We start from the raw sequence: 25,387 nt of genomic DNA, 5'->3' as shown, positions 1-25,387 counted from the left end.
CTATGCTTTGATGACGTTGATCGCAGGATCACGGAATTTGCCGCGTGTATCTACGATAAGCTTGGCAGAATTCAGAATAAGCGAATAATCGACGTCGCTGTGATCGGTGAGAAGAACGACACAGTCATACGATGCGATGTTCTCAGCGGTGAGCGGAACTGATTTTAGGTCGAACTTATGCTCACGCATCTTCGGGAATACGGGCACATTTGGATCTGAATATTCTACAATAGCACCTCGATCTCGGAGGTTCTCCATCACCAACACAGATGGAGATTCCCGCATATCGTCAACATCGCGCTTATACGCAATTCCAAGTGCGAGGATACGGCTGCCCTTTATGGACTTTTCACGATCGTTCAGTGCGTCCGCAATTTTGCTGGTCACCCACTGTGGCATTTCGCGGTTGATCTCACCGGCGAGTTCGATGAAATGGGTGGACAGTCCGTATTCGCGCGCCTTCCATGTGAGGTAGAACGGATCAATGGGAATACAATGGCCACCGAGTCCTGGGCCTGGATAGTAGGCTGTGAAACCGAACGGTTTGGTCGCTGCAGCCTCAATGACCTCGAAAATGTCTATATTCATGCGATCCGCAATCATCTTCATCTCGTTGACGAGACCGATATTGACTGATCGGTGGATGTTCTCCAGCAATTTGGTGAGTTCCGCCACCTGAGTGGATGACACTGGTACCACGCGCTCGACAGCCGCACTGTAAAGGACTTCACCCAATTCGCGGCAAGACGGAGTGGTTCCGCCAACCACTTTCGGGATCGTGTGTGTGCTGAAGTTTGGGTTGCCGGGGTCCTCGCGTTCTGGCGAATAGACCAGGAAGAAATCTTGCCCAATCGTGAAACCGCGCTTACGCGCGTAAGGCTCCAGAACCTCGGCTGTGGTGCCTGGATATGTCGTGCTTTCAAGAGAGAGCAGTTGTCCTGACCTAAGATATGGGGCGATCGTCTCCATGGTGCCGACAATAAACGATAAATCTGGCTCGCGGTGCGCACTGAGGGGGGTCGGCACGCAGATGATAATTGCATCAGCTTCTGCAATGCGCGAGAAATCTGCTGTAGCCTCAAAACCCTTCGACACCATATTGGCAATGCTGGCACCGGTAATATGCTTTATAGGGCTTTTCCCCGCATTGAGGGCGGCAACTCTGTCTGTGTCTATGTCGAAGCCGAGAAGAGGGAAGCCGACTTCGCTGAACCGAAGCGCCAGCGGGATTCCGACATACCCCAGCCCCACGATGCCGATTATCGCTTGCCGCGAAGACAACTTGCTGCGTAGTTCCATAAGGGTCGAAGATCCTGACAATAGTGCGAACCGAGCTTGCCGGTACGTTGCTTGAGTTGCGCCGCTATCACTTGGTCATTTTGCGATCAAGACCCACCATACCGGTCATGCGGCCAAGGTGCCTTATGTTGAATTTTTTCCACCTGCGCAAGAGGTGCGCTCGGTCCTTGTGCCCGTCTATACGGCGGACACAGACAGCCATATAGAGTTAAAGTGAGGTGCGGTGAGAAGACTGAGGACGAATCGTGCGCACCTCTGAATTTAAAGTTCCTCATTGGGCAAGATTGACTAGGGTGGGGTGCTGAAGCTCGATTGCAGAGCAGAAAAATTTGGAGGCCGCGAGTGCTTTGCGTGCCGAGAGAATGTTCGCGCAAGAGAAACTGGTTTCATATCCCTACTTCCTTCTCATCGGATATGAAATGGGATACTCCCTTGCTCGCGATAGGCTAAGATCATTTCTACCAACGCCTTCCGTGAGCGCTGATCGGTTTCGAGAGAGGGACAGGACAAGTCCCTCCGTGCATGGAAGTAGTTATGATTGATATCAGAACGATCTCAGATAGGGTCCAATAAACGGAATGCCGACCACATGATTGCCATTGTCGACTATGGATTGGGGAACATTGGCTCGGTGGCCCATATGCTGCGTCACATCGGGGCTGATTGCACATTTGCCTCGACTGTGGAGGAGATCGAGAAGGCCGATGCGCTTATTCTCCCCGGCGTGGGGGCATTCGACTACGCGATGGATGTCTTGCACCGCAAAGGGTTCGTCCAGCCTTTGCGTCGTCAAGCTCTTGATCGGAAGATTCCGATCCTCGGAATATGTCTTGGCATGCAATTACTCGCCAGTCGAAGCGAAGAGGGTAATGCGACGGGGCTGGAACTGATTGATGCCGAGTTTCTGAAGTTTCGTCCAGAACCGGGAACTACGCTGAAGGTTCCGCATATGGGCTGGAACGCTGTCACTGCAGTTCGCGACAACCCGCTCATTGCCAGTACCGAGGAGGAGCAGCGCTTCTATTTTGTGCATTCCTACTACGCGCGCACGAAATATCCATCCGACGATATCGCAACATGCAACTACGGCGTCCAATTCGTTGCTGCCTATGGGCGCGACAATGTTTTCGGCGTGCAATTTCATCCTGAGAGGAGCCATAAGTTCGGTATGAGCGTTCTCAAGAGTTTCGCGACACTCGCATGCTGAGACATCGCGTTATCCCTACCCTGCTTCTTCGCAATGGGGGATTGGTCAAAACCACCAAATTTGCGGACCCTCGTTACGTTGGCGATCCGCTCAATGCCATCCGGATCTTCAATGAGAAGGAGGTAGACGAGCTTCTTGTCCTGGACATTATGGCTTCGCGAGAGGGGCGCGGGCCTGATTTTTCGGTAATTAAGGAGTTTTCGACTGAGTGTTTTATGCCCTTCTGCTATGGCGGAGGCATTACGACGCTTGAACAAGCCGAGACTCTATTTGCCCTCGGTGTAGAGAAGGTGAGTTTGCAGACGGCGACCGCCACCAATCTTAAACTCATTACTCAGATAGCCGAAAAATTTGGCACGCAAGCCGTGGTTGCTTCGATTGATGTCAAAACGGGATGGATGGGAGGGTATCAACTTTATTGGTCAGCCACCAAAGCTACAGACAAAAATTGGCAGGCACATCTCAAGAGGGTGGTTGATGCTGGGGCCGGCGAGGTCGTTCTGAATGCCGTAGATCGGGATGGCACCATGCAGGGCGTTGACACCAAACTGATCCGGGTAGCGGCAGACGCCATCGATGTGCCGCTGGTAGCCCTGGGTGGTGTCGGCAAGCTTGAAGATATAAAGGATGCCATTCAGGCAGGTGCCAGCGCGGTTGCGGCAGGGGCCTTCTTCGTTTTTCATGGCAAGCATCGGGCTGTGCTTATCACTTATCCCGGCTATGGTGCTCTGGAGAAATTATTGGACCATATCGGATGACGAACTGAATCTGTTCAGGCTTCCCGGCTCTGTTCTTTGCTGTGGCGTACAACAATCCAAGAGATAGCTGGAGTCAGGTCGTGCCTATTCGTCTGCGGCTGTTGCGCGAACGATTCGTAGTCTTCTTCGGTAAAGGAAGTTACGGCCGGGATACGCTCATCAATACACTCGGCGTACTTTTTGCGGCCGTCATTCCGGTGGCTGTTCTCCCCATTCTTTCTAGGCTGTATTCGCCAGCTGAATTCGGCTTGTTTGGGGTATTCGCTGCGTTGGTTGGCTTGGGTACAATCGCATCTACGGGTCGCTATGAGGCGGCTATCTTACTTCCAGAAGAAGATGATGCTGCTGTCAGTATTGCTTGTGCTGCATTTCTTTTTCTAACTGCTTTTGTATCCGCTCTCGCGATAATATTTACTTTAGCATACTTCATCGGAGTTGGATCGGTTCGTGCTCACTCGGCTTTGATTGGCCTGGGTGTCATTGCGGTGGCTTTTTCGGGGTGCGTTCAAATTCTATTGAGTGCGGCAATTCGAAAACGAGTCTTCGCAAAGGTAAGTTTTGCACGATTTTGTGCAGCTCTGGTGTCTGCTTTTTTATCGATATTGCTCGGCGCGTCGACCCAATACGCGGAAGGCTTAGCTATCGGCGTGACTGCTGGTTATGCCGTATGCGCGTTGATTTTATCGCGCGTTGTCGCGAGGCAATATGGCGGCGTATCTCTTCCCGATAGAGCCGCGATATATGGGCAAGTCAAGCGGTATAGGAATTTCCCGCTGTTTTCGCTTCCGTCGGATTTCTCAAACACGTTGGCGACAAATCTGCCGGTTTTGTTTTTTTCTACCTTTTTTGGTTCGGCGGCCACTGGATATCTGACGATGTTTCAGCGCATCTGGGCTGGAACGTCCATTATGGTAACCGGTTTGGGCGAGACATTCCGCCAGCGAGCTGCGACGGAGCGTCAACAAACTGGAAACTTCAATCGAACTATGAGGGTTACTCTTCTGCCGCTTGTTCTTCTCTCTGTTGTATTGTGCGCTACCCTCGTCTTGTTGGGACCGAAGCTGTTTGAGGTCGTGGCTGGTGTCGAATGGAGGGAGGCTGGCGTATATGGGCAGATATTGGCGCCTTTTGTTTGCCTGCAGTTCGTTGCGTCTCCTGTGAGTTGGTCCTTCTATATTGCTGAGAGACTAAAGCTGCTCGCTGTGTGGCAGCTGGCATTATTGGTGTCGTTCTCTCTGTCCCTTTTCGTAGGTTCGAAGCTATTCAGTGCTCAAGGAACACTCGCTGTATTGTCTTGTGTCGGTGTCGTTCTGTATGCGATCTACATCCTGATCTCCGAGAGAATTTCGCGAGAAGAGAATAAAGTTTCCTAGTTCGATGTTTTTTATTTAAATCATTCAAATTATCTGATGTTTGGTATTTGAGGGGGAAGCTGGGTTGGTTTCATAGTCCTCTTGTGATCTAGCTTGTGCGAACAAAGGGTGCTGTGCTCTTCGCGGTATTAGTTGCCATCCATTGGATTGGCATCTATTTAATGAATGGTAATAAATATTTTCTGCAATCGATATCTTTTCTGTATGTTTTGTTGCTGCGCATTTTTGCGTAAATTTTTCTCGTTATTTATTAATCGCTCTGCCTTTTAAATGTCGATGGGGTTTCCCGCCTTGCTATAAACATTCATTGGGGGGCTCCTGATGTTGAATGTGATTGCCGGCAGCAGGTCGATCTACTGCCGGCGTCCCGTCTACTCCGCCGCCGCCGGAGAAATGCCCGCTCTACGCGATGCGACTATTCCTAAAGCCCTAAAAATGTCCGAGGTGGATTCAAAGCCCTTACCAAGGCATTTGTCTGGCGCCCTATCGATGCCGTTTGGTTGCGTGCCTCTGCGGTGAGGCCCGCGGTCTCAATGGGACCGTTGCAGCCGCAGACTGCGTACAAGTCTGTGCCAACTTTGGACTTCATGGGATTATAGTGCCTGCTATTGCTATCAGAATCATTCCTGTGACCCTAAACGCCATCTTCGCTGATCCCGCGATAAGGATCTCGCTTAATGCAATCCCGCTTGCACTCAGCTTCTAAGCTGTCCTCACGACCCCTTCTCAATTCCACAGGTTGAGGACTTGCGATGGTGTAAGCGTGTTGCTTTTCGCTTCCCCGCGCGAGAGGACAGTGGCGTCCTAAATCTTGGTACCGTCGAGTGGGCTGGCTAATTTGCGCTTGATCATAAAGTGATGGGGCGATGCGGGGGGGCGATAAACAAGGTGCGCATGGGTGCCAGGTGAGATGCTGGGCGGACTAGGATCTCGCATCTGATCCACCGGTTATCTGTGTCTGGGCCTGCTTCGGTTGTTCTTTGCTCAGTGGAGCCGGTCGCCTTAATCGGTTCGAGTGCTCTTGGCCCTTGAAAATGGGTGGCAAAAATGGCTATTTGCCGCCGCCAGAAGTGCCAGTTGGCCGGGGGGCGATCCCCCATGTATATCCGGGGATAGGGCATCGCGGCTCTAGTTACAATCTTTTCTTGCCGGATAATGAATGAAATCAATCGGTTGCTTCCAGTTTTTGCATGCCGATCGTCGTTAGTTGGGCGAACGAAAACAAAATCCCGCGCGATTCGGAGAAACCGATTGCGTGGCATGTATGAGGCGCATTGACTCTTTGAGGGCTGTGTAATGACGGCGGTTTACAGAATATGCACGCGTTGTGTCATGGACACGTCCGATCCCGAAATCAGCTTCGATGAAGCTGGCGTTTGCAATCATTGTCGCAACTTCGAAATGGTAACGAGCAAGCGGTGGTTCCCAAACGATGAGGGGACCCGACTGCTTGAGCAGAAGATCGACGAGATCAAAGCTGCCGGTAGCAATGCAGAATATGATTGCATTATCGGGCTGAGCGGTGGCGTAGACAGCTCCTATTTGGCGCTCAAGGCGAAGGACTGGGGCTTGCGCCCATTGGTGATTCATATTGACGCCGGTTGGAACAGTGAACTTGCCGTTTCCAATATCGAGAGCATTGTGAAGGCCTGTAACTATGATCTCCATACGATCGTTATCGATTGGGAGGAAATGCGTGATTTACAGCTTTCTTATCTGAAGTCCGGTCTATCAAACCAGGACGTGCCTCAGGATCACGCATTTTTCGCCAATCTTTACGTTTATGCCGTGCGTAACAAAATCAAATACATCCTGAGCGGCGGTAATTTGGCGACGGAGGGGGTCTTTCCGACGTCGTGGCATGGCGACGCGATGGATGCGATCAATCTCAAAGCCGTGCAGCGACGCTTCGGAACACGCAAGCTGAGAAGCTATCAGATGATTAGCTTCTTAGAGTATTATGCCATCTATCCGTTTATATACGGTTTGCGTACGGTGCGGCCGCTGAATTTCATGCAATACGATAAGGAACAGGCGATTGTCGCTTTATCCTCCATCGGTTGGCGTCCCTATGGCCGCAAGCATGGCGAGTCGCGGTTCACCAAACTATTCCAGAACTACTACCTTCCGGAGAAATTCGGATACGACAACGAAGGCCGCATCTTTCGAGCTTGATTGTTTCAGGACAAATGACCCGCGATAACGCGCTCGCCGCCTTGAATGAGCCGCTTTACGACTCCAAAGATTTGGCTGCGGACCTTGCCTTTTTTTGCAAGAAGCTTGGAGTAAGCGAGAACGAGTTCCATTCCTATATGAACGAGCCGAATAGACACTATACCGACTTTGCGAACTGGGACGGACGGAGAAAGCTCATCAAGTCCCTGCAGGGCATTTATGCGCGGCTGCGCGGGAAAAACATCAACGTCTACTCTTGAAGCGTGGCTGGTGTGTGTACGACAAAATGGGACCCGGATGCGGTCGTCGCCGCGATCAGCAAAGTTCTTGATCTCTCGGACAATGCAATGAGGGAAAGACTCGGCAAGGTTGCAAGGATATATAATTGGCAAGTACAAGAAGATATTATTGTGGCCATTTATAAATATCATATCTGCAGCGCATAGCATATACAAAATCGAAAATAACAAAGAAAACAAGATGGCCATTTTACGTGAATGTCGGCGCTGCATCATGAATTCGGCTGCTGATCCCGATATTGAGATCGACTCCGAAGGGATCTGCAATCATTGCCGTCGCTACGAGGATTTGCTGCCGATCCGTGTGATTAAAGGCGCCGAGGGTGAGGCAGCGCTCGCCCGAATTGTCGAGGCGATCAAAGCTCGCGGTAGGGGGCGCGAATACGACTGCTTGATCGGCGTCAGCGGTGGTGTCGACAGCACATATGTCGCCTATCTCACCAAGAAGCTAGGTCTTCGACCTCTTGCGGTTCATCTTGACAATGGTTGGAATTCAGAGCTGGCCGTAAAGAACATCGAGCGTACGATGGAGAGCTTGGAGATCGACCTCTATACCGAAGTACTGGATTGGGAGGAGTTTCGTGATCTGCAGCTCTCCTTCTTGAAGGCCTCGACTACAGATATGGAGATCCCAACGGATCACGCAATATTGGCCGTGCTTTGGCGCCAGGCCGCCAAACATGACATAAAATATATCATTTCGGGTATGAATTTTGCGACGGAGTCAACCTTTGTCAAAAGCTGGGTATATGGTCATTGGGATTGGCCTTACATAAAGGATGTTCAACGTCGCTTCAGCAAGCGGAAACTCAAGACTTTCCCGCACTTCTCCTATCCTTATCTCTTCTACGTACATGTCCTACGAGCAATCCGCTCGGTCTCCATCCTCAACTATGTCGACTACGACAAGCCGGCGGTGATGAAGATTCTTGAAGAGGAGCTGGGCTGGCAATATTACGGCGGCAAGCACTATGAATCTGTCTATACGCGGTTCATGCAAGGCTACATCCTGCCAGAGAAGTTCGGTGTCGATAAACGCTACGGCCATCTCAGCGACGTCGTTCGTAGCGGCAAGATGACGAGAGAGGAAGCTCTGGAGGAGATAGGAAAACCAGCCTACCCACCTGAGTTGTTTGCCAAAGATTATGCCTTCGTGCTGAAGAAATTCGGCATGAGCGATAATCAATTCAAGTCAATCATGGGCGAGGCGGTCAAGAGTTATCGCGACTACAAGAACACCGAGTGGATGGCGCGCGTCCTGCGCGAAGGCATCACGCTAGCTCGGAGGATCGGCCTCTACCCACGCTAAGGCAAGAATACATGAAAACCATCGCTACAATCGTGGGGGCACGGCCTCAATTCATCAAGGTTGCACCTGTCAGCAAGGCGCTTGCGGCAACGGGTTCGGTGAAAGAGGTGCTTATCCATACAGGTCAACATTTCGATGCCAGTATGTCGGATGTTTTCTTTGAGGAATTGGGTATCGCGAAGCCGGACCATCATCTCGGTGTCAATGGCGGTGGCCACGGCGCTATGACGGGGGCGATGCTGCAACAGTTGGAGCCCGTGCTGCAGCAATTGAGGCCTGACAGGGTGCTCATTTACGGTGATACGAACTCGACGCTTGCCGGAGCGCTCGTGGCTTCCAAGCTGCACATTCCTGTCGCGCATGTAGAGGCCGGCCTGCGCTCCTTCAATCGCGCGATGCCGGAGGAGATCAATCGCATCGTCGCAGACCAGCTTTCAGATATTCTCTTTGCGTCGACCGACACGGCGGTTCGCAACTTGGAGAAGGAAGGTTTCTCCTCAGATCGCATATTCAGCGTGGGGGATGTCATGTACGACGCCGCACTGCAGTTCGCGGAGAGGGCAGCCGCTCGCCGTGATATTCTCGACAGTATTGGCGTTGAGCCGGGTCGGTACGTGCTGGCGACGGTACACCGAGCCGAGAACACGGACGATCCGCAGAGGCTGCGGGTCATAGTTTCGAACCTCGAAAGGGTGGCTGAAGATTTACCTGTGGTCCTTCCCATCCATCCTCGCACTGCTGGCCGATTGAAGGTTGAGGGACTTGCCTTTTCTCGGGTCACGACGATTCCCCCGGTTGGATACCTCCACATGGTCGCATTGGAATCCCAGGCGGCTGCGATAGCCACAGATTCTGGCGGCGTGCAGAAGGAGGCATTCTTCTACCGGGTACCGTGTGTGACGCTGCGTGACGAAACCGAATGGCGCGAAACGGTCGATCTTGGTTGGAATCGGTTGGCCTCTCCTTCGACTGGTGGCATTGCTCAAGCGGTAGCGAGTGCCATAGGCAGTCGAGGCACCGAGGCGTCGCCCTATGGAGACGGCCGCTCGGCGGTGGCAATTGCAAAGATTGTGGCCGAACCAAGCTGATTGCAGGTTTTCGTGACGGCTGGTGCAGAACTGGCGTAGCCTTGCGCTTGCCTGGGGCGGGTTCTAAACGAAGTCCACACTAAGAAATCCGAGGAGCAAAATGACTTCGATCGCGCATGTTGGATACGGATATTGGGGGCGGAATATTGCCCGCAATATGGCCGAGCTTGGCTATCTGAAGGCGATTGTTGATCCAGATGCCCGCGCAGCCGTTGGGGCGGCTGAGGCGCTGGGTGTCGAAGCGGTCTCTTGGGAACAGGTGTTGGCGGATCCGTCCATCGACGGCGTTTCTATCGCATCGCCTGCTACAATGCATTTTGCTCAGGCCAGAGCGGCGCTGAGCGCCGGCAAGCATGTCTTTGTCGAAAAACCTGTTGCACTCGATATCGGTGAAGCGGAGAAACTTCGAGACTTGGCTGAGGAGACAGGGCGCGTCCTGATGGTGGGCCACCTGTTGCAATATCATCCGATCTATTTGCGGCTGCGCGACATGGTGATGGCGGGAGATATCGGTAGATTGCGATATGTCTATTCAAACCGCCTTTCACTTGGGAAGTTCCGCGGAGAGGAGAATGTACTATGGTCGTTTGCTCCGCATGACATTTCGATGATCCTCGGCTTGGTGGGTGCGGAGCCGACATCAGTCACTGCTCAGGGCGTTGCTTCATTTCAGCCCGGTATCGCCGATCTCGCGACGGCACAGATGTGTTTTCCCGACGGATCCCGCGCCCATGTAATGGCGTCCTGGATGCATCCATTCAAAGAACAGCGTCTGGTTGTGATAGGCGAGAAGGCTATGGCGGTTTTTGAAGACAGTCAGCCTGCATGGGAAGACAAGCTGCTTGTCTATCGTCATGTGATCGACATCTCAGGGCCGGTACCGAACCCAAGAAAGGCGGATGCAGAGCGTGTCGATGTTGCGAAAGCGGAGCCGTTGAAAGAAGAATGTCGTCATTTTGCAGAATGCATTGAGAGCGGTCTTAGGCCGCGAACCGATGGGCGTGAGGGGTTGGCCGTTCTGCGTGTGCTCGACAGCGCAGAGCGTGCACTCGCAGAAAATCTGAAGAACTCGGGAATTGACCGTTGATGAGCAAGCCGCCTTTCATTCACGAAAGTTCATACGTTGACGAGGGTGCAGAGGTCGGCGAGGGAACAAAAATATGGCACTTCAGCCACATCATGACCCGCACCCGGATCGGTCGAAACTGCTCGATCGGACAGAATGTCGTTGCTGGGCCTGACGTTACGGTTGGCGACAACTGTAAAGTGCAAAATAACGTTTCGCTCTATAAAGGTGTCGACTTGGAGCCGGGCGTCTTTTGCGGTCCTTCCTGTGTCTTCACCAATGTTCTTAATCCGCGCGCAGAGATCGAGCGCAAGGATGAGTTTCGGACGACGCACGTACGGCGAGGTGCCACGATTGGTGCCAACGCGACAATCGTGTGCGGCAATGAGCTTGGCGAATATTGCATGATCGGGGCCGGCGCTGTGGTTACACGAGATGTTCCCGCTTACGCGTTGATGGTCGGTGTACCTGCGCGTCGTATCGGCTGGGTGTCGAGGGTGGGTGAAATACTCGACGAGTCGCTGACGTGTCCTCGTACCGGTGAGCGCTATTTCGAGCACAGCGGCACACTTGTTTTGGTTGAAGGCAGCGACTGAAGCTTCGGCGATCAGACTGAGTGATTGTACACCAGCGTGTAAGGATGATCCTCAGAGCCCAGCTGGGGGCGAAGCACTGCTGGTGGTATCTCTTGAGGTAACAGTAGCGTACGAATGAAACACGTTTGGATACTTAATCACTACGCCCAGGAACCAAACGGTGCTGGTGGTACTCGCCATTTTTCGCTTGCTCGGCATCTACCGGCTTACGGTTGGAATGCCACCATCATTGCGGCGAGCACAGACCATGGGACTGGAGAGCAGCGGCTGCTCTCCAGTGAAAAGAAACGCTTACAATCATATGATGGGGTGCCGTTTCTTTGGCTGGGTGCCAGAAATTATTCGGGTAACGGCGCCGACCGCGTCGGTAATATGATTGATTATACGCGTCAGGTGCTACGGGTTGACAGCCTCGCGGGAATTCAGCCACCAGACTTGGTGGTAGGGTCTAGTGTGCACCCGTTTGCAGCTTGGGCAGGGCGCCGCCTTGCAAAGCGCTACCGTGTTCCCTTCGCATTCGAGGTCCGTGACCTCTGGCCGCAAACCCTGATCGATATGGGACGCCTTTCTCACTACCATCCGGCGGCTATCGCGCTAAGGCTGCTCGAGCGGTCATTGTATCGCGATGCTGCTAGAATTATCGTTTTGCTGCCCAAGGCGAACGAATACATTGAGCCGCTGGGCATACCAAAGCAGAAGATCGTCTGGGTTCCCAATGGCGTCGATGTTGAGCGTTTCCCGGTAGCCCCTCAGAATGGAGGGGGGGAGGGGTTCACGCTGATGTATTTTGGGGCGCATGGCGGTGCCAATGGCCTGGACAATCTGCTGGCCGCTATGCGTGTCATCCGCGATGAGTGCGATCGTCCAGATATAGTTTTGCGGCTAATCGGCGACGGCCCTCTGAAGGCATCATTGCAGGCAACTGCTCGGAGCATGGGTTTGGACAATGTACGCTTCGAAGACCCGGTTCAAAAGTCAGCAATTCCAGCCCTGGCTGCCCAAGCGGATGCGTTCGTTTTCAATTTGATTGACGCGCCCGTTTTCCGGTACGGGATAAGCTCGAACAAGCTCTTCGATTTCATGGCCGCAGGCCGCCCGGTGCTTTTCTGCTCTGCTGCCTCCAACAATCCGATTTCTGAATCGGGGTGCGGGATCACAGTGCCGCCCGAGAATCCTCGTGCGCTTGCTGCCGCGATATTGGAACTTGCTTCTGCTTCACTCACGCGCCGTGCAGAGATGGGAGCAGCTGGACGGCTTCATCTGATAGAAAACTATGACATGAATCGGCTTTCAGGGCGGTTCGCGGCTGCACTTGATTCATGCTTGGGCGGAGCATGAAGCGCATATTCGATATCGTTGCATCAGGGACGGCACTTGTCGTTCTGTTGCCAATGCTTGTTGTGGTAGCGTTGCTGGTCCGATGGCACTTTGGGTCCCCGGTGTTTTTTGCGCAGGTTCGCCCGGGAATGAACGCGCGACCGTTTCGCATGTTCAAGTTTCGTACCATGACAGATGCGAGGAATAGTGATGGGCAGCTGCTGCCCGATGCTGACCGCCTGTCATCTTTCGGGCGCCTATTGCGTTCCACCAGCCTCGACGAACTACCCGAACTCTGGAACGTCCTTAAGGGGGAGATGAGTCTCGTTGGCCCTCGTCCATTGTTGTTGGAATATCTTCCTCTTTACTCAAGTGAGCAGGCAAGACGCCATGACGTCCGTCCTGGAATAACGGGATGGGCGCAGGTAAACGGCCGCAACGCTTTGTCCTGGGATGAGAAATTTGCGCTTGACGTCTGGTATGTGGACAATCGCTCATTCGCCTTGGACCTGAGAATAATGATACTGACAATCAGCCGCGTATTGCGGCGGTCGGGGGTTTCTGCTCATGGAGAAGCCACTATGCCTCGCTTTACAGGGGCGAAAACGGAAGCGCGGAAACAAGATCGATGAAATCGCTGCTCATTGTCGGATGTGGCGGCCATGGGCGAGTAGTGGGTGATGCTGCACTGGAGGTTGGCTATGAGCGAATTGCCTATCTCGATGACAGGCCGCCAACCATAGCTCCTCCTGGGGGCTCGAAGGTGATTGGTCCGATTTCAAGCTTGCGTGACCTCAACGCAGAGTGGCCGGTGGCTATAGTCGCCATTGGCGACGGTCGAATACGATTGCAACTCTTTGAGCAACTCCAGCAAACGGGATTTGAAACGCCTGCGATTGTGCATCCCGCAGCCACAGTCAGCCGAGGTGCAAAATTAGGGAAGGGTGTGTTCTTGGCGGCCGGGTCAGTCGTCAACATCGGCACAAGGATTGGTGACGTCTCCATTGTGAATACCGGAGCGCGCGTCGACCACGATTGTACTATTGGGCGTGGCTGTCACATAGCACCTGGTGCCACTCTTTCCGGTAACGTTTTGACTGGTGATCGAGTTTGGCTGGGGACGGGGTGCTCCGTTCGACAGGATGTAAAGATTGGTGACGACGTATTGGTGGGAGTCGGCGCCTCTGTGGTTTCCAATCTTGACGCCAATCATGTTTACGCAGGCGTACCTGCTCGCGTATTGACTGCTCATCACTGAAGGATAGCAAGATTGTTGAACACTCCTTTTTCTCCGTGGCCCTCGTTCTCCGAAGAAGAGGTTGACGCGGTTTCCCAGGTGTTGCGATCGGGTAAAGTCAATTATTGGACTGGTGACGAGTGCAGACAATTTGAGCGCGAATTCGCCACATGGGCTGATAGTGGGTACGCAGTCGCCCTCGCAAACGGCACATTAGCCATAGACATCGCTTGGCCTGTTCTTGGGATTGGCGAGGGCGATGAGGTTATCTGTACCCCGCGGTCCTATCAAGCGTCAGCTTCCTCCATTGTGATGGCTGGGGCCCGGCCCGTATTCGCAGATGTCGACTTGGACTCACAGAATATAACGCCGGAAAGCGTCGCCCCATTGATCACTTCACGTACGCGGGCGATTCTTTGCGTGCATCTTGCTGGTTGGCCTTGCGACATGGAGGGTTTCTCAAAGCTAGCGGCGGATCACGGGCTCAGACTCGTCGAGGATTGCGCGCAGGCTCATGGCGGTGCGGTTGGGGGGCGATCGGTCGGATCGTTTGGAGATATTTCCGCTTGGTCGTTTTGCCAGGATAAGATCATCACCACTGGTGGAGAAGGGGGGATGATCACGACCAACGATGAAGGAATTTGGAAGAAGTCGTGGTCCTACAAGGATCACGGCAAGAGTTGGGAGGCCGTCTATGAGCGACAGCATCAGCCTGGCTTCCGGTGGCTTCATGAAAGTTGGGGGAGCAACTGGCGTATGACTGAGATGCAAGCTGTGATTGGTCGAATTCAGCTTGAACGAATGCCTACATGGCATGAGGCGCGTAAAAAGAACGCCGCTCGATTGATGGAGGCCTTCTCGGCCATCGACGCTTTACGCAGTCCACAGCCCCCTGAGGATGTCGAACACGCATGGTATAAAATGTACGCATTCGTGCGACCGGAAACTCTCAAGTCTGGCTGGACGAGAGACCGGATCATGGCAGAGGTCAATGCGGCTGGAGTTCCCTGCTACAGTGGCGGGTCGCCTGAGATATATCGCGAGAAAGTTTTCGTAGAGGCGGGCTTGGCTCCCGCCCAGCGTTTGCCAAATGCTTTGCGACTGGGGGAAACCAGCCTGATGTTTTTGATACATCCTACGCTTCGGAACGAGGAGATAGAAAAGACAGCTGATGTCGTAACGCGCGTTTTGGCAGATGCTACGCGCTAGGGATGTGGCGCGTTTTTGGCCGAGATTGGCGCCGTTGCTTTCGCAGGGAGCTTGCGATACTGACCTCTGGCTCAGGGATAGCAGTATTCTCGATCCTGCCTTCCCGTCACATTTTGGAACAATGCCATGACCATTTCCTTTATTGACCTTGCCGCGCAGCAAGCGAGGCTCCGCCAGGCTCTTGATCGCAGCATTGCTCGTGTGCTGGATGAAGGGCAGTACATCATGGGCCCACAGGTAGCGGAATTTGAACGCCAGCTTTCAGCGTTCTGTGGTGCGAAGCATAGCCTATCATGTGCCAATGGCACTGACGCGCTGCAACTCGCACTGATGGCTCTCGGCATCAAGGCGGGTGACGCTGTTTTTGTTCCATCTTTTACCTTTGCGGCGACGGCGGAAGTTGTTCCCCTGGTGAATGCGACGCCTGTCTTCGTCGACGTCTTGCCCGACACCTTCAACATGGATCCGAAGAGCCTGAAGCGCGCAATTGTTAACGCACGCGAGAGAGGACTTCGTCCGGCCTGCGTCATTCCGGTGGACTTGTTTGGTCTTCCCGCGGACTACGATGTGCTGATCGATATTGCCCGTGAAAGCGGCATGAAGGTGATTGGAGATAGTGCTCAAGGCTTCGGCGGGATCTATAAAGACCGGACCACCGGTTCAATTGGCGACATCTCCACGACATCATTTTTCCCTGCCAAACCGCTTGGCTGCTACGGTGACGGCGGTGCACTTTTCACCGACGACGACGAACTGGCATCCCTGATAGATTCTTTGCGGGTTCACGGTAAGGGAACGCACAAATATCGCAACGAACGCGTTGGCGTAAACAGCCGCCTGGACACTTTGCAGGCGGCGATCTTGATTGAGAAGCTTTCGGTCTATCCCGAAGAGATTGTAGCAAGGCAACGTGTTGCCGAACGATACTCAAATGCGCTTGGCAACTACTTTGAAGTGCCCTTTATTCCGGAGGGGCTTCGCAGCATCTGGGCTCAATATACGCTGAAGACAAAAGATTCCACAGAGCGCGATGCGCTTCAGGAGCGGGCGAAAAGGGCTGGAGTGCCGACTGTGGTTTACTATCCGATTCCGCTTCATCGCCAGAACGCCTACATGGATTTTCCTCAGGATCCGGATGGGCTTGCTGTCAGCGAGGACCTTGCGGGCCGAGTCATCAGCCTGCCGATGCATCCTTATCTTGAGGCAGACGTTCAGGACCGTATTATCGAGGCTGTTCGAGGTTGATCAGGCGCCGGTCTGTTCCAACGTGCTTGATGCTGGCTTTGATAAGATCAGACTTTGGGCATGCAGCGCCGCTGCAACGCTAGCTCCTTTTGTGCCGAATCGACGAGTTGATCCCCTCACGCAAGCAGAGGGGAGACGTCACTTTGGTCAGAGACGGCCCAATGCCTCGGCAGGGTGTCATTTTTGCCTTCAGTGCGTTATCCATCACCTATAGAAGATGATGTCATGACGTCCAGGATGGATTTTCGCAAAAAACTCATCAGCTTGCCACGATGGCAAAAGCAGCTTCTGGCCCTATTTGCCGATGTTGTGATGTCTCTGGCGGCTATGTGGCTAGCCTTCTCCCTTAGACTAGACATGGATCATTCCCCTTCAGGATATGAATGGGCACCTTATGGTCTAGCGACCTTCCTCTTCGTGCCTTTCTTCATTCGCCTTGGGCTTTATCGCGCTATTTTCCGCTATTCTGGAGCCTCAAGCCTAGCCTCCATTGCCAGCGCCATTTTGTTGTACGGGGGGATTCTTAGCGCCATTCTTTTTGTTGCTAAATTTCCCGGCGTACCTCGCTCGATCGGCATTCTACAGCCGATCCTATTTTTTACGTTGGTATTTGGCAGTCGTGTCGTTGCCTCCCAATTACTAGTTCGGGCGGCTCCGGGCTTGGCGACTGTCAAAAATGTGCTGATCTACGGCGCCGGTCAGGCTGGTGCACAGGCGTATGAAGCGCTTGCGATGACCCCTGAATACCGAGTTCGCGGCTTCCTTGATGATGACTCGACCAAGCACAACTGGCGCGTGCATGGTCGTCATGTCATTGACCCTAAGCGTGCAGCCGAAGTCGTTGCACAGCTTGGTATTAGCGATATCCTGATCGCCGTACCGAGCGCTGGTGTCGAACGACGCCGGCAAATCGTCGATTCGCTTGCCAATTTACAGGTTCGAGTGCGTACTATTCCAGGCATCCTGGATTTGGCTCGCGGAACCGCGCGCATTGATGAGATACAGGAACTGCAAATTATTGATCTGCTGGAGCGGGCTCCTATTGTTACCGTTCTCGACAGATCAGCAGTGGGTGGCAAGACAGTGTTGGTCACCGGCGCTGGCGGCTCAATTGGCGGCGAGCTGAGCCGGCAAATCCTTTCGTTGCATCCTGCCAAATTGGTGTTGTTCGACCACAACGAATTCAGCCTTTACGCAATCGACGACGAATTGCGTAGATTAGCGCCTCAACTAAAGGTTCTGACCGAAATCGTGCCGTGCTTGGGCTCGATCCGAGACCACGTCCGGGTCAGGATGCTGATGGACAGCCACAAGCCAAACCTAGTCTATCATGCCGCTGCCTATAAGCACGTGCCGCTGGTGGAGTCTAATCCGGTGGAGGCGGCGACAAACAACATACTTGGAACGGCGATCGTGGCGAGGGAGGCCGAAAGGGCGAAGGTGGAGCGATTCACCTTAATTTCTACTGATAAGGCTGTGCGACCAACAAATTTCATGGGTGCGAGCAAGCGCCTAGCCGAGCAGATTATTCAGGGCTTGGCGGCAAGGCCCGGTCAAAAGACAGTCTTTTCCATGGTGCGGTTCGGGAACGTGTTGGGCAGCAGCGGTTCGGTTGTTCCGCTTTTCAGGCGTCAGATCGCATCCGGCGGGCCGTTGACGGTTACACATCCCGAAGTCATCCGGTACTTCATGACCATTCCAGAGGCTGTTGGTCTGGTCCTTCAATCGTCCCAGATGGCGATGGGAGGGGAAGTCTTTGTGCTGGACATGGGTGAACCGGTCAAGATTATCGATCTGGCGAGGAAGATGATACGTCTTGCGGGCCATATCGAGCGGACGCCCGACAATCCTGACGGTGACATTGAGATCAAGATCGTTGGTCTGCGGCCGGGAGAGAAACTCTACGAAGAGCTTCTCATCGGCAATGATCCCCAACGCACATCAAATCCACATATTATGATGGCAAGGGAGAACTTTATCTCTCCCGAAAAGCTCGGGGGCGAAATCGAGATAATACGTCGATCTGTTGAGCTGCAGGATACGGCTTTGCTCGCTGAGGTGTTGACTCGGACAGTTTCTGGCTTCCAATGGAATGGCAGTGGCGTGGTGCCTCCGACATCGAATGCCCAGTCGCATGTTCCTGAGAACATGTCCGTCTTCAATCATGCCGAAGAGAGGTTCTGACCCTTTACGTCTAGGTCGTTCGGAAAAATACGAGGATGGCGCTTGTTAACATCCAGTTCCGTCGTCTCCGTAAATCGACGCGGTCTGTATGTTGAAATACAGTGCATGTGCGAGAGCCTTGCAGTGTTTGGTTTCTAAGAACAGCGCCTTTTATAAAAAAATCAACTCACTAGACACATCGAAAGAGCCCTAGCAACGTTGGCGACAGCAGTTTCCATCGGTAAAAGGTAGCAGGTTTGGCAACTGCCAAGAACCACGACAGCTTATTCCGCCAGAGGTTGTTCGTTCTGATTTGTTCTCAGGCGGCACCGGTGACCAGAGACCTCATTCATGAACATGGTATTGACCCACCTCCAGCGGCTGGAAGCGGAGTCCATCCATATCTTCCGTGAGGTTGCGGCCAATTTCTCCAAGCCGGTGATGCTTTATTCGGTGGGCAAGGACTCGTCGGTCCTGATGCACCTGGCGATGAAGGCCTTCTATCCGGCCAAGCCGCCGTTCCCGTTCCTGCATGTCGACACGACATGGAAGTTCCGTGAGATGATCGCCTTCCGCGATCAGATGGCGGAGAAGCTCGGCTTTGACCTTCTGGTGCACGTCAACGAGGACGGTGTGCGCGACAACATCAACCCGTTCGACCACGGTTCGAACGTGCACACCCACATCATGAAGACCATTGGCCTGCGCCAGGCACTCGACAAATATGGCTTCGACGCCGCGTTCGGCGGTGCGCGCCGCGATGAGGAGAAATCGCGCGCCAAGGAGCGCATCTTTTCGTTCCGCAATGCCAGCCATGCCTGGGATCCAAAGAATCAGCGGCCGGAGATGTGGAACATCTACAACACGCGCATCAGTGCCGGTGAATCGATCCGCGTCTTCCCGCTGTCCAACTGGACCGAGCTCGATATCTGGCAGTACATTCTGCAGGAGGATATCCCCATCGTGCCGCTCTACTTTGCCAAGGAGCGGCCTGTGGTCGAGCGTGACGGCATGCTGATCCTGAAGGATGACGACCGCATGAAGCTGCGTCCGGATGAGGTGGTCGAAAATCGTCTGGTGCGGTTCCGTACGCTCGGCTGCTATCCACTCACCGGTGCCATCGAATCCAGCGCCGACACGCTGGAGGCCATCGTCGGCGAGATGCTGACGGCGCGTACGTCGGAGCGACAAGGGCGCCTGATCGACCGCGATGAGGCCGGCTCGATGGAAAAGAAGAAGCGCGAGGGGTATTTTTGAAAATGCGCCATGTTCCGGCAAAGACCCTCGAGCCGAGCAACGAGGTGCGCGACTATCTGGCTGCGCAGGAGAAGAAATCGCTGCTGCGCTTTCTCACCTGCGGCTCGGTCGACGACGGCAAGTCGACGCTGATCGGCCGACTGCTTTCCGATACCAAGCAGATCTTCGAGGACCAACTGGCGGCCCTTGAGCGCGATTCCCGCAAGCATGGCACGACCGGCGAGGATGTCGATTTCGCGCTGCTGGTCGATGGTCTCGAGGCCGAACGCGAGCAGGGCATCACCATCGACGTCGCTTATCGCTTCTTCGCCACGCCGAAGCGCAAATTCATCGTCGCCGACACGCCGGGCCATGAGCAATACACCCGCAACATGGCAACCGGTGCCTCGACCGCCGATCTTGCCATCGTGCTCATCGACGCTCGTCAGGGTGTGCTGCGCCAGACAAGGCGCCATTCCATCATTGCCTCGCTGCTGGGCATTCGCAACATCGTGCTGGCGGTGAACAAGATCGATCTGGTCGGGTTTGACCGTGTCACCTTCGATCGCATTGTTGCCGAGTACCGGGATTTCGCGCGCGACCTCGGCTTCGAGAGCATCGAGCCGATCCCGATGTCGGCGCGTTATGGCGACAATGTCTCGGTGCGTTCGGAGCGCCTGGCCTGGTATCAGGGGCCGACTCTGATCGAGCATCTGGAGACTGTCCCGGTTGACAGTGCTTCGGCTGAACAGCCGTTTCGTTTCCCCGTGCAATATGTGAACCGGCCGAACCTCGATTTTCGTGGCTTTGCCGGCACTGTCGCGTCCGGCTCGGTGTCGCGTGGCAACGAGGTGGTGGTGGCGAAGTCCGGCCGTTCCGCCCATGTCAAGCGCATCGTCTCTTATGGTGGCGACCTTCAGAAGGCCATTGCCGGCCAGGCGGTGACGCTGGTGCTCGACGAGGAAGTCGAGGTTTCGCGCGGCAACATGCTGGTGCAGCCGGACTCGCGCCCTCAGGTTTCCGACCAGTTCGCTGCCAATCTGGTGTGGTTCGACGAGCAGGCATTGCTGCCGGGCCGCTCCTACATCCTGCGTACCGAGACGGACGAGGCGAGCGCGACGGTGACCGAGCTGAAACACCGTCTCAACATCAATGATTTCGCGGAAGAAGCGGCGAAGTCGCTGGAGATGAACGAGGTCGGCGTCGTCAACATCTCGACCCGCACGCCCATCGCCTTTGATGCCTTTGCTGAAAACCGTTCGACCGGCGCTTTCATCCTGATCGACCGCATCACCAATGCGACCGTCGGCGCCGGCATGATCCAGCATGCGCTGCGCCGTGCCGAGAACATCCACTGGCAGTCGCTCGATGTCGACAAGCGTGCACGCTCCGACATGAAGCATCAGCGGCCGGCCGTGTTCTGGTTTACAGGCCTGTCGGGTTCCGGCAAGTCGACCATCGCCAACCTGCTCGAGAAGAAGCTCGCCGCCACTGGTCGTCACACTTATCTGCTCGATGGCGACAACGTACGCCATGGCCTCAACCGCGACCTCGGCTTTACCGATGCCGACCGTGTCGAGAACATCCGCCGTGTCGCCGAGGTGGCGAAACTGATGGCGGATGCTGGCCTGATCGTGCTGGTTTCCTTCATCTCGCCTTTCCGTGCCGAGCGACGCCTGGCGCGTGAGCTGATGGCAGGTGGTGAATTCGTCGAAGTATTTGTTGATACGCCGTTCGAAGAGTGCGCGCGCCGCGATCCGAAAGGCCTGTATGCGCGGGCACTGCGTGGCGAGATCAAGAACTTCACCGGCGTCGATTCTCCCTACGAGCCGCCGGAGAATCCGGAGATACGCCTTCAAACGGTTGGCAGAACCGTCGAAGAGATGGTGGATATCCTGGACGACTGGCTGGCCGAGCGCGACAAGGCAGAGACGCAGTATGAAAGCGGTGGCGGCATCTAGGGCGTGTTGAGATCCGATCGATATCGGTCCGTCAATGGCGCGCCGTCCTGGCGCCCGTTGTTTGCATGCCTTGCCGCATGCTGTATCCCTGCTGGTGAAATCCACGACTTCAGGCTTGTTCTGTCATGAACCTCAACAGGCACGAGATGAGTGCTGTACACAGCTTGAAGGACGGCGATGCGGCAATGATTGCCGTTTTCGAGAGGCTGGCGCTGGATGCCGGCAGTGCCATCATGCGCATCTTCCACGAAGGCTGTGTCGTCGACGCCAAGGCGGACGCCTCGCCGGTGACGGAAGCCGACCGTCAGGCCGAGCAGATCATCCTGGCTGGCCTGCGCGAAATCTATCCGGATGTCCCTTGTGTGGCAGAAGAAGAGGTCAGCGCCGGTATCCTGCCGGAGTCGCTGGGCGAAGCCTTCTTTCTGATCGACCCCCTCGATGGCACCAAGGAATTCGTCAAGCGCGGCAATGACTTCACCGTCAACATCGCGCTGATACGCCACGGCGCGCCGGAGGTTGGCGTCGTCTTCGCGCCGTGTTCGGGAAAGCTCTATTCGGGGCGGCCGGGCAGGGCGGAAACGGCAGATGTCGATGCCGACTTCAGTGTTGCCGAACGCCGGTCAATCACAGTGCGTGCCGCAGCTTCACCACTGGCCGTTGTCGCCAGCCGTTCGCATCGCACGGCGGAAACCGACAACTACATCGCGACGCTCGGGCCAACCGAGATCGTCTCGATCGGCTCGTCGCTCAAATTCTGCCTGCTCGCAGAAGCGGTGGCCGACATCTATCCCCGTTTCGGCCGCACGATGGAATGGGATACGGCCGCGGGCGACGCTGTGCTGCGCGCCGCAGGCGGCCGCACTTCGACCCTTGATGGCGCACCGCTCGCCTACGGCAAGCGCAATCAGGCGGACGACGCCGATTTCGCCAATCCGTTCTTCATTGCCAAGGGCAGGTGAGGGGGCTTCTCTCCGCGCCCCCGAGAGAAGGTGTCTTGAAGCGGATGCAGGAGAACTGAACAACCGCTGCTGCGGAAGCGACGCCTGAACCGGCGTCGCTTGTGTCGCTTCCCCGCAATCACGGCGAAGGACTTGCTTATTCCGCCGCCTGCGCGGAGTTCGAGCCGATGTAGTTGCGGATCGTCTCGATGACGCGATCCTGGTCGGCTTCGCTGAGATAAGGATGCATCGGCAGGCACAGGATCCGGTTTGGCAAGCCTTCCGACACAGCCAGGCCCGTTGGCGTACGCGGGAAGTGGCGATAGGCCACCTGCTCGTGCAGCGGCTTGACGTAGTAGATGACGGACGGAATGCCCTTTTCCTGCAGGTGTGCCTTTAGCCCATCGCGCTTTGGTGTTTCGATGGCGTATTGCGCCCACGCCGAGCGGGTGCCGTCGAGGTTGCGCGCTGCGGTAACAATGTCACCAAGGCCTTCGGCATAACGCGCTGCCACTTTCTGGCGGGCAACCATCTCGTCTTCCAGGATCGCCAGCTTTTCGATCAGGATCGCCGCCTGCAGCGTGTCGAGGCGCGAATTGATGCCGACATGGACGTTGTCATACTGCGTCTCGCCCTTGCCGTGGAAAGCGAAGGACCGCAGCTTTTCAGCGAGCGCCGCATCATTGGTGAACATGGCGCCGCCGTCGCCATAACAGCCGAGCGGCTTCGCCGGGTAGAACGAGGTGCCGGCAACATGGCCGAAGGCGCCGCATTTGGCATTGTCGGCGGTGCCGCCGATGGATTGCGCCGCATCCTCGATGACCAACAGGTTCTCGCGCTTGGCAATCGCCATGATCGCGTCGTAGTCGGCGGCAAGGCCGAACAGGTCGACGGGGATGATCGCCTTCGGCTTCAGCCGGCCTTCGGCCTTGACCATGGCGATGGCGGCTTCCAGGCTTTCGATGTCGATATTGTAGGTCTTGGCATCGACGTCGACGAAGATCGGCTCGGCCTTGGCCAGTGCCACCACTTCGGCGGTGGCCGCGAACGTGAAGCTTGGCACGAATACCGCGTCGCCAGGCCCGACGCCGGAGGCATAGAGCGGCAGCAGCAACGCGTCGGTGCCATTGGCGCAAGCCACCACATGCTTGACGCCGACATAGTCAGCCAGCTTGGCTTCGAATTCAGCGACCTGCGGGCCCAGAATATAGCGGCCTTCCTCAACGACCTTGTCCATGGCCGCTTTCAGCCTGTCGTGGATGCGTGCGCGCTGCGCGCCTAGATCGATGAACTGCATGTCGGTCCCGAGTTTTGCCTGATAACGCGCCGCTGGTACCAGAGTTGCACGGCGCGCGAAAGATTTGCAGCCGGGCTGCGGCTTTAGGCAGCGGCGCCGCTTGTTACCGACAGGTGTCAGGTGGCTTACGCGAAAAGCCACAAAGCCAAGCTTTTGCCGGGTTCTCATGCGTCAGACCGCAACTGCATCGCAATTCGCGAAACATAATGTGATTGCGGCGACGGCTGTCAGCCGGCGAAAGCGGCGCTTTCGGCCAGCTCCCGCCGTGAAGGCGGATTGGCGCCGGCGCGTGAAACAGTGATAGCGGCCGCCTTGGCGCTGAAGGCGAGCACCGTACGGATCTGGTTTTCGGAAAGACCGGCGATTGCCTGCTTGGAGAGCAGTCCCTGATCGCGCAGCGAGGCGAGGATTCCGGCATTGATGGTGTCGCCGGCTCCAACCGTATCGACAACCTTGACCGGCTCGGCCGGCACCGAAACGGAATGGTTTCTGGAGAAAGCCACCACGCCCTTGGCGCCTTGCGTGACCACAATCAAGCTGGGACCCAGATCGAGCCAGCGCGCTGCGATGTCCTCGAGGGTGCCGGTCTCACCGAACCAGTCCAGGTCCTCGTCCGAGAGCTTGACGATATCCGCTAGCGCCAGCATCCGCTGCATGCGTGCGAGATGCCTTGGCTTGTCCTTGATGAAATTCTTGCGGATGTTGGGATCGAACATCATCACACGCTTGTCGTGCTCGCGGCGCATCAGCGCCTCGTAGGTCGCTCCGCATGGCTCCTGGATAAGGCTGACGCAGGAAAAGTGCATCGCCTCAACCGCGTCACCGACGGCGGGCAAGTCAGCTTCGACCAACATGCGGCCTGCCGTGTTTTCATCGTAGAAAAGGTAGCTGGCGTGGCCTGCATTGAGCCGTACGAAAGCCAGCGTCGTCGGCAGGTCGGCAAACTTGATGAAGTCGAGCGAGACCTTGCTGGCGACAAGGGCATTGCGCAGCATGTCGCCGTAAAAATCCGTCGAGATGCCGGTGAAGAAACCAACCGGAATGTCGAGCCGACCGAGCGCCACCGCCGTGTTGAACACCGCCCCGCCGACATAGGGTGCGAAAGCCGCTTCGCCGGCCGTGGTCTCGCGCGGCAACATGTCGATGAGGGCCTCGCCGCAGCACAGGATCATGCGCTCAAGCTCCGGTCGGGTAGATAACGCCCTTGCGGACGATGATGTTGGCGTAGAGCCGGGGCTCCGACGTCTGAACGATCGCGTGGGCGGCCTTCACCCTGGCGTAGAAATCGGCGCCGGGCGTGGCCACCACCTTGCGACCAGGCGCTCGTTTTGCACAGACCGCCTCGATCTCGCCATGGACGGGGTCGACCAGCTTTGGGTCGCCTTTTTTCGAAGAGCGGAACAGCGCTTCTTCGACAAAGTCATCCACCGGCAGAACGGAAAGGATGGCATCGAGCATTGGCACCAGGTCGACGCCGTCCGCCCGGATCAGCCGCGTGGCTTGTTCTTCGGCTGGATAGTTGCCATCGACGATGGCGATTTCGTCGCCGTGGCCCATGGCGCGCAGCACCGCAAGAAGTTCGGGCCCGAGCAGGGGGGAAATGCCGATGAGCAT

The 25,387-nt window shown here is 55.5% G+C and carries 22 protein-coding genes; 18 read left to right on the top strand and 4 right to left on the bottom strand.

What is annotated here, in order from left to right:
• Positions 1–1,299, bottom strand: coding sequence for a nucleotide sugar dehydrogenase (locus C1M53_RS01205; RefSeq protein ID WP_129410565.1), 1,299 nt, complete (start codon positions 1,297–1,299; stop codon positions 1–3).
• Positions 1,300–1,888: 589 nt separating this feature from the next.
• On the opposite strand from C1M53_RS01205, the gene hisH reads away from it, so the two are divergent.
• The 18 genes from hisH to cysQ all read left to right on the top strand — a co-directional run bounded on the left by hisH (position 1,889) and on the right by cysQ (position 22,497).
• On the top strand, positions 1,889–2,506 hold the full coding sequence (hisH, locus tag C1M53_RS01200) for an imidazole glycerol phosphate synthase subunit HisH (RefSeq protein ID WP_129410564.1): 618 nt from the start codon (positions 1,889–1,891) through the stop codon (positions 2,504–2,506).
• Positions 2,500–3,264: an AglZ/HisF2 family acetamidino modification protein gene (locus C1M53_RS01195; protein ID WP_129410563.1), complete on the top strand. Its 765-nt coding sequence runs from the start codon at positions 2,500–2,502 to the stop codon at positions 3,262–3,264. The genes hisH and C1M53_RS01195 overlap by 7 nt, the downstream gene beginning before the upstream one ends.
• Before the next feature lie 80 nt (positions 3,265–3,344).
• Positions 3,345–4,637, top strand: coding sequence for a lipopolysaccharide biosynthesis protein (locus C1M53_RS01190; protein ID WP_165358013.1), 1,293 nt, complete (start codon positions 3,345–3,347; stop codon positions 4,635–4,637).
• 1,332 nt (positions 4,638–5,969) lie between these two features.
• Positions 5,970–6,812: an N-acetyl sugar amidotransferase gene (locus C1M53_RS01185; RefSeq protein WP_245488394.1), complete on the top strand. Its 843-nt coding sequence runs from the start codon at positions 5,970–5,972 to the stop codon at positions 6,810–6,812.
• Between the two features lie 14 nt (positions 6,813–6,826).
• Complete coding sequence (locus C1M53_RS31970) at positions 6,827–7,072, top strand: hypothetical protein (protein WP_245488391.1); 246 nt, start codon at positions 6,827–6,829, stop codon at positions 7,070–7,072.
• Positions 7,073–7,292: 220 nt separating this feature from the next.
• Complete coding sequence (locus C1M53_RS01180; protein ID WP_129410561.1) at positions 7,293–8,420, top strand: N-acetyl sugar amidotransferase; 1,128 nt, start codon at positions 7,293–7,295, stop codon at positions 8,418–8,420.
• A gap of 11 nt (positions 8,421–8,431) precedes the next feature.
• Positions 8,432–9,508, top strand: a complete 1,077-nt coding sequence (gene wecB / locus C1M53_RS01175) for a UDP-N-acetylglucosamine 2-epimerase (non-hydrolyzing) (RefSeq protein WP_129410560.1) — start codon at positions 8,432–8,434, stop codon at positions 9,506–9,508.
• A 100-nt stretch (positions 9,509–9,608) separates the two neighbouring features.
• Complete coding sequence (locus tag C1M53_RS01170) at positions 9,609–10,595, top strand: Gfo/Idh/MocA family oxidoreductase (RefSeq protein ID WP_129410559.1); 987 nt, start codon at positions 9,609–9,611, stop codon at positions 10,593–10,595.
• Positions 10,595–11,170 carry an acyltransferase gene (locus C1M53_RS01165; protein ID WP_129410558.1) on the top strand — a complete coding sequence of 192 codons (576 nt, stop codon included), beginning with the start codon at positions 10,595–10,597 and terminating at the stop codon, positions 11,168–11,170. Before C1M53_RS01170 ends, C1M53_RS01165 begins: the two co-directional genes overlap by 1 nt.
• A gap of 114 nt (positions 11,171–11,284) precedes the next feature.
• Positions 11,285–12,508: a glycosyltransferase family 4 protein gene (locus C1M53_RS01160; protein ID WP_129410557.1), complete on the top strand. Its 1,224-nt coding sequence runs from the start codon at positions 11,285–11,287 to the stop codon at positions 12,506–12,508.
• Positions 12,505–13,119, top strand: a complete 615-nt coding sequence (locus tag C1M53_RS01155) for a sugar transferase (RefSeq protein ID WP_129410556.1) — start codon at positions 12,505–12,507, stop codon at positions 13,117–13,119. The genes C1M53_RS01160 and C1M53_RS01155 overlap by 4 nt, the downstream gene beginning before the upstream one ends.
• Positions 13,116–13,745, top strand: a complete 630-nt coding sequence (locus C1M53_RS01150; RefSeq protein ID WP_129410555.1) for an acetyltransferase — start codon at positions 13,116–13,118, stop codon at positions 13,743–13,745. The genes C1M53_RS01155 and C1M53_RS01150 overlap by 4 nt, the downstream gene beginning before the upstream one ends.
• Before the next feature lie 12 nt (positions 13,746–13,757).
• Positions 13,758–14,933, top strand: a complete 1,176-nt coding sequence (locus tag C1M53_RS01145) for a DegT/DnrJ/EryC1/StrS aminotransferase family protein (protein WP_129410554.1) — start codon at positions 13,758–13,760, stop codon at positions 14,931–14,933.
• Positions 14,934–15,059: 126 nt separating this feature from the next.
• Complete coding sequence (locus C1M53_RS01140; protein WP_129410553.1) at positions 15,060–16,178, top strand: DegT/DnrJ/EryC1/StrS family aminotransferase; 1,119 nt, start codon at positions 15,060–15,062, stop codon at positions 16,176–16,178.
• Between the two features lie 225 nt (positions 16,179–16,403).
• Positions 16,404–18,362, top strand: a complete 1,959-nt coding sequence (locus tag C1M53_RS01135) for a nucleoside-diphosphate sugar epimerase/dehydratase (RefSeq protein ID WP_207213061.1) — start codon at positions 16,404–16,406, stop codon at positions 18,360–18,362.
• Positions 18,363–18,692: 330 nt separating this feature from the next.
• Entirely contained in the window at positions 18,693–19,598 is a 906-nt protein-coding gene (gene cysD, locus C1M53_RS01130) for a sulfate adenylyltransferase subunit CysD (RefSeq protein ID WP_129410552.1), read from the top strand.
• A gap of 2 nt (positions 19,599–19,600) precedes the next feature.
• A complete protein-coding gene (cysN, locus tag C1M53_RS01125) occupies positions 19,601–21,538 on the top strand; it encodes a sulfate adenylyltransferase subunit CysN (protein ID WP_165358012.1) in 1,938 nt (645 codons plus the stop codon).
• A gap of 185 nt (positions 21,539–21,723) precedes the next feature.
• Positions 21,724–22,497, top strand: a complete 774-nt coding sequence (cysQ, locus tag C1M53_RS01120) for a 3'(2'),5'-bisphosphate nucleotidase CysQ (protein WP_129415967.1) — start codon at positions 21,724–21,726, stop codon at positions 22,495–22,497.
• A 136-nt stretch (positions 22,498–22,633) separates the two neighbouring features.
• Here the strand turns inward: cysQ and C1M53_RS01115 are convergent, their stop codons facing one another.
• From C1M53_RS01115 to C1M53_RS01105, 3 genes are all read right to left on the bottom strand, one after another.
• Entirely contained in the window at positions 22,634–23,773 is a 1,140-nt protein-coding gene (locus tag C1M53_RS01115) for a DegT/DnrJ/EryC1/StrS aminotransferase family protein (RefSeq protein ID WP_129410550.1), read from the bottom strand.
• A 227-nt stretch (positions 23,774–24,000) separates the two neighbouring features.
• Entirely contained in the window at positions 24,001–24,945 is a 945-nt protein-coding gene (locus C1M53_RS01110; protein ID WP_129410549.1) for a carbohydrate kinase, read from the bottom strand.
• A gap of 4 nt (positions 24,946–24,949) precedes the next feature.
• Positions 24,950–25,387: an RbsD/FucU domain-containing protein gene (locus C1M53_RS01105; RefSeq protein WP_129410548.1), complete on the bottom strand. Its 438-nt coding sequence runs from the start codon at positions 25,385–25,387 to the stop codon at positions 24,950–24,952.

This window comes from Mesorhizobium sp. Pch-S, assembly GCF_004136315.1.
GTDB lineage: Bacteria > Pseudomonadota > Alphaproteobacteria > Rhizobiales > Rhizobiaceae > Mesorhizobium.
This window is presented reverse-complemented; position numbering and strand designations above follow the sequence as displayed.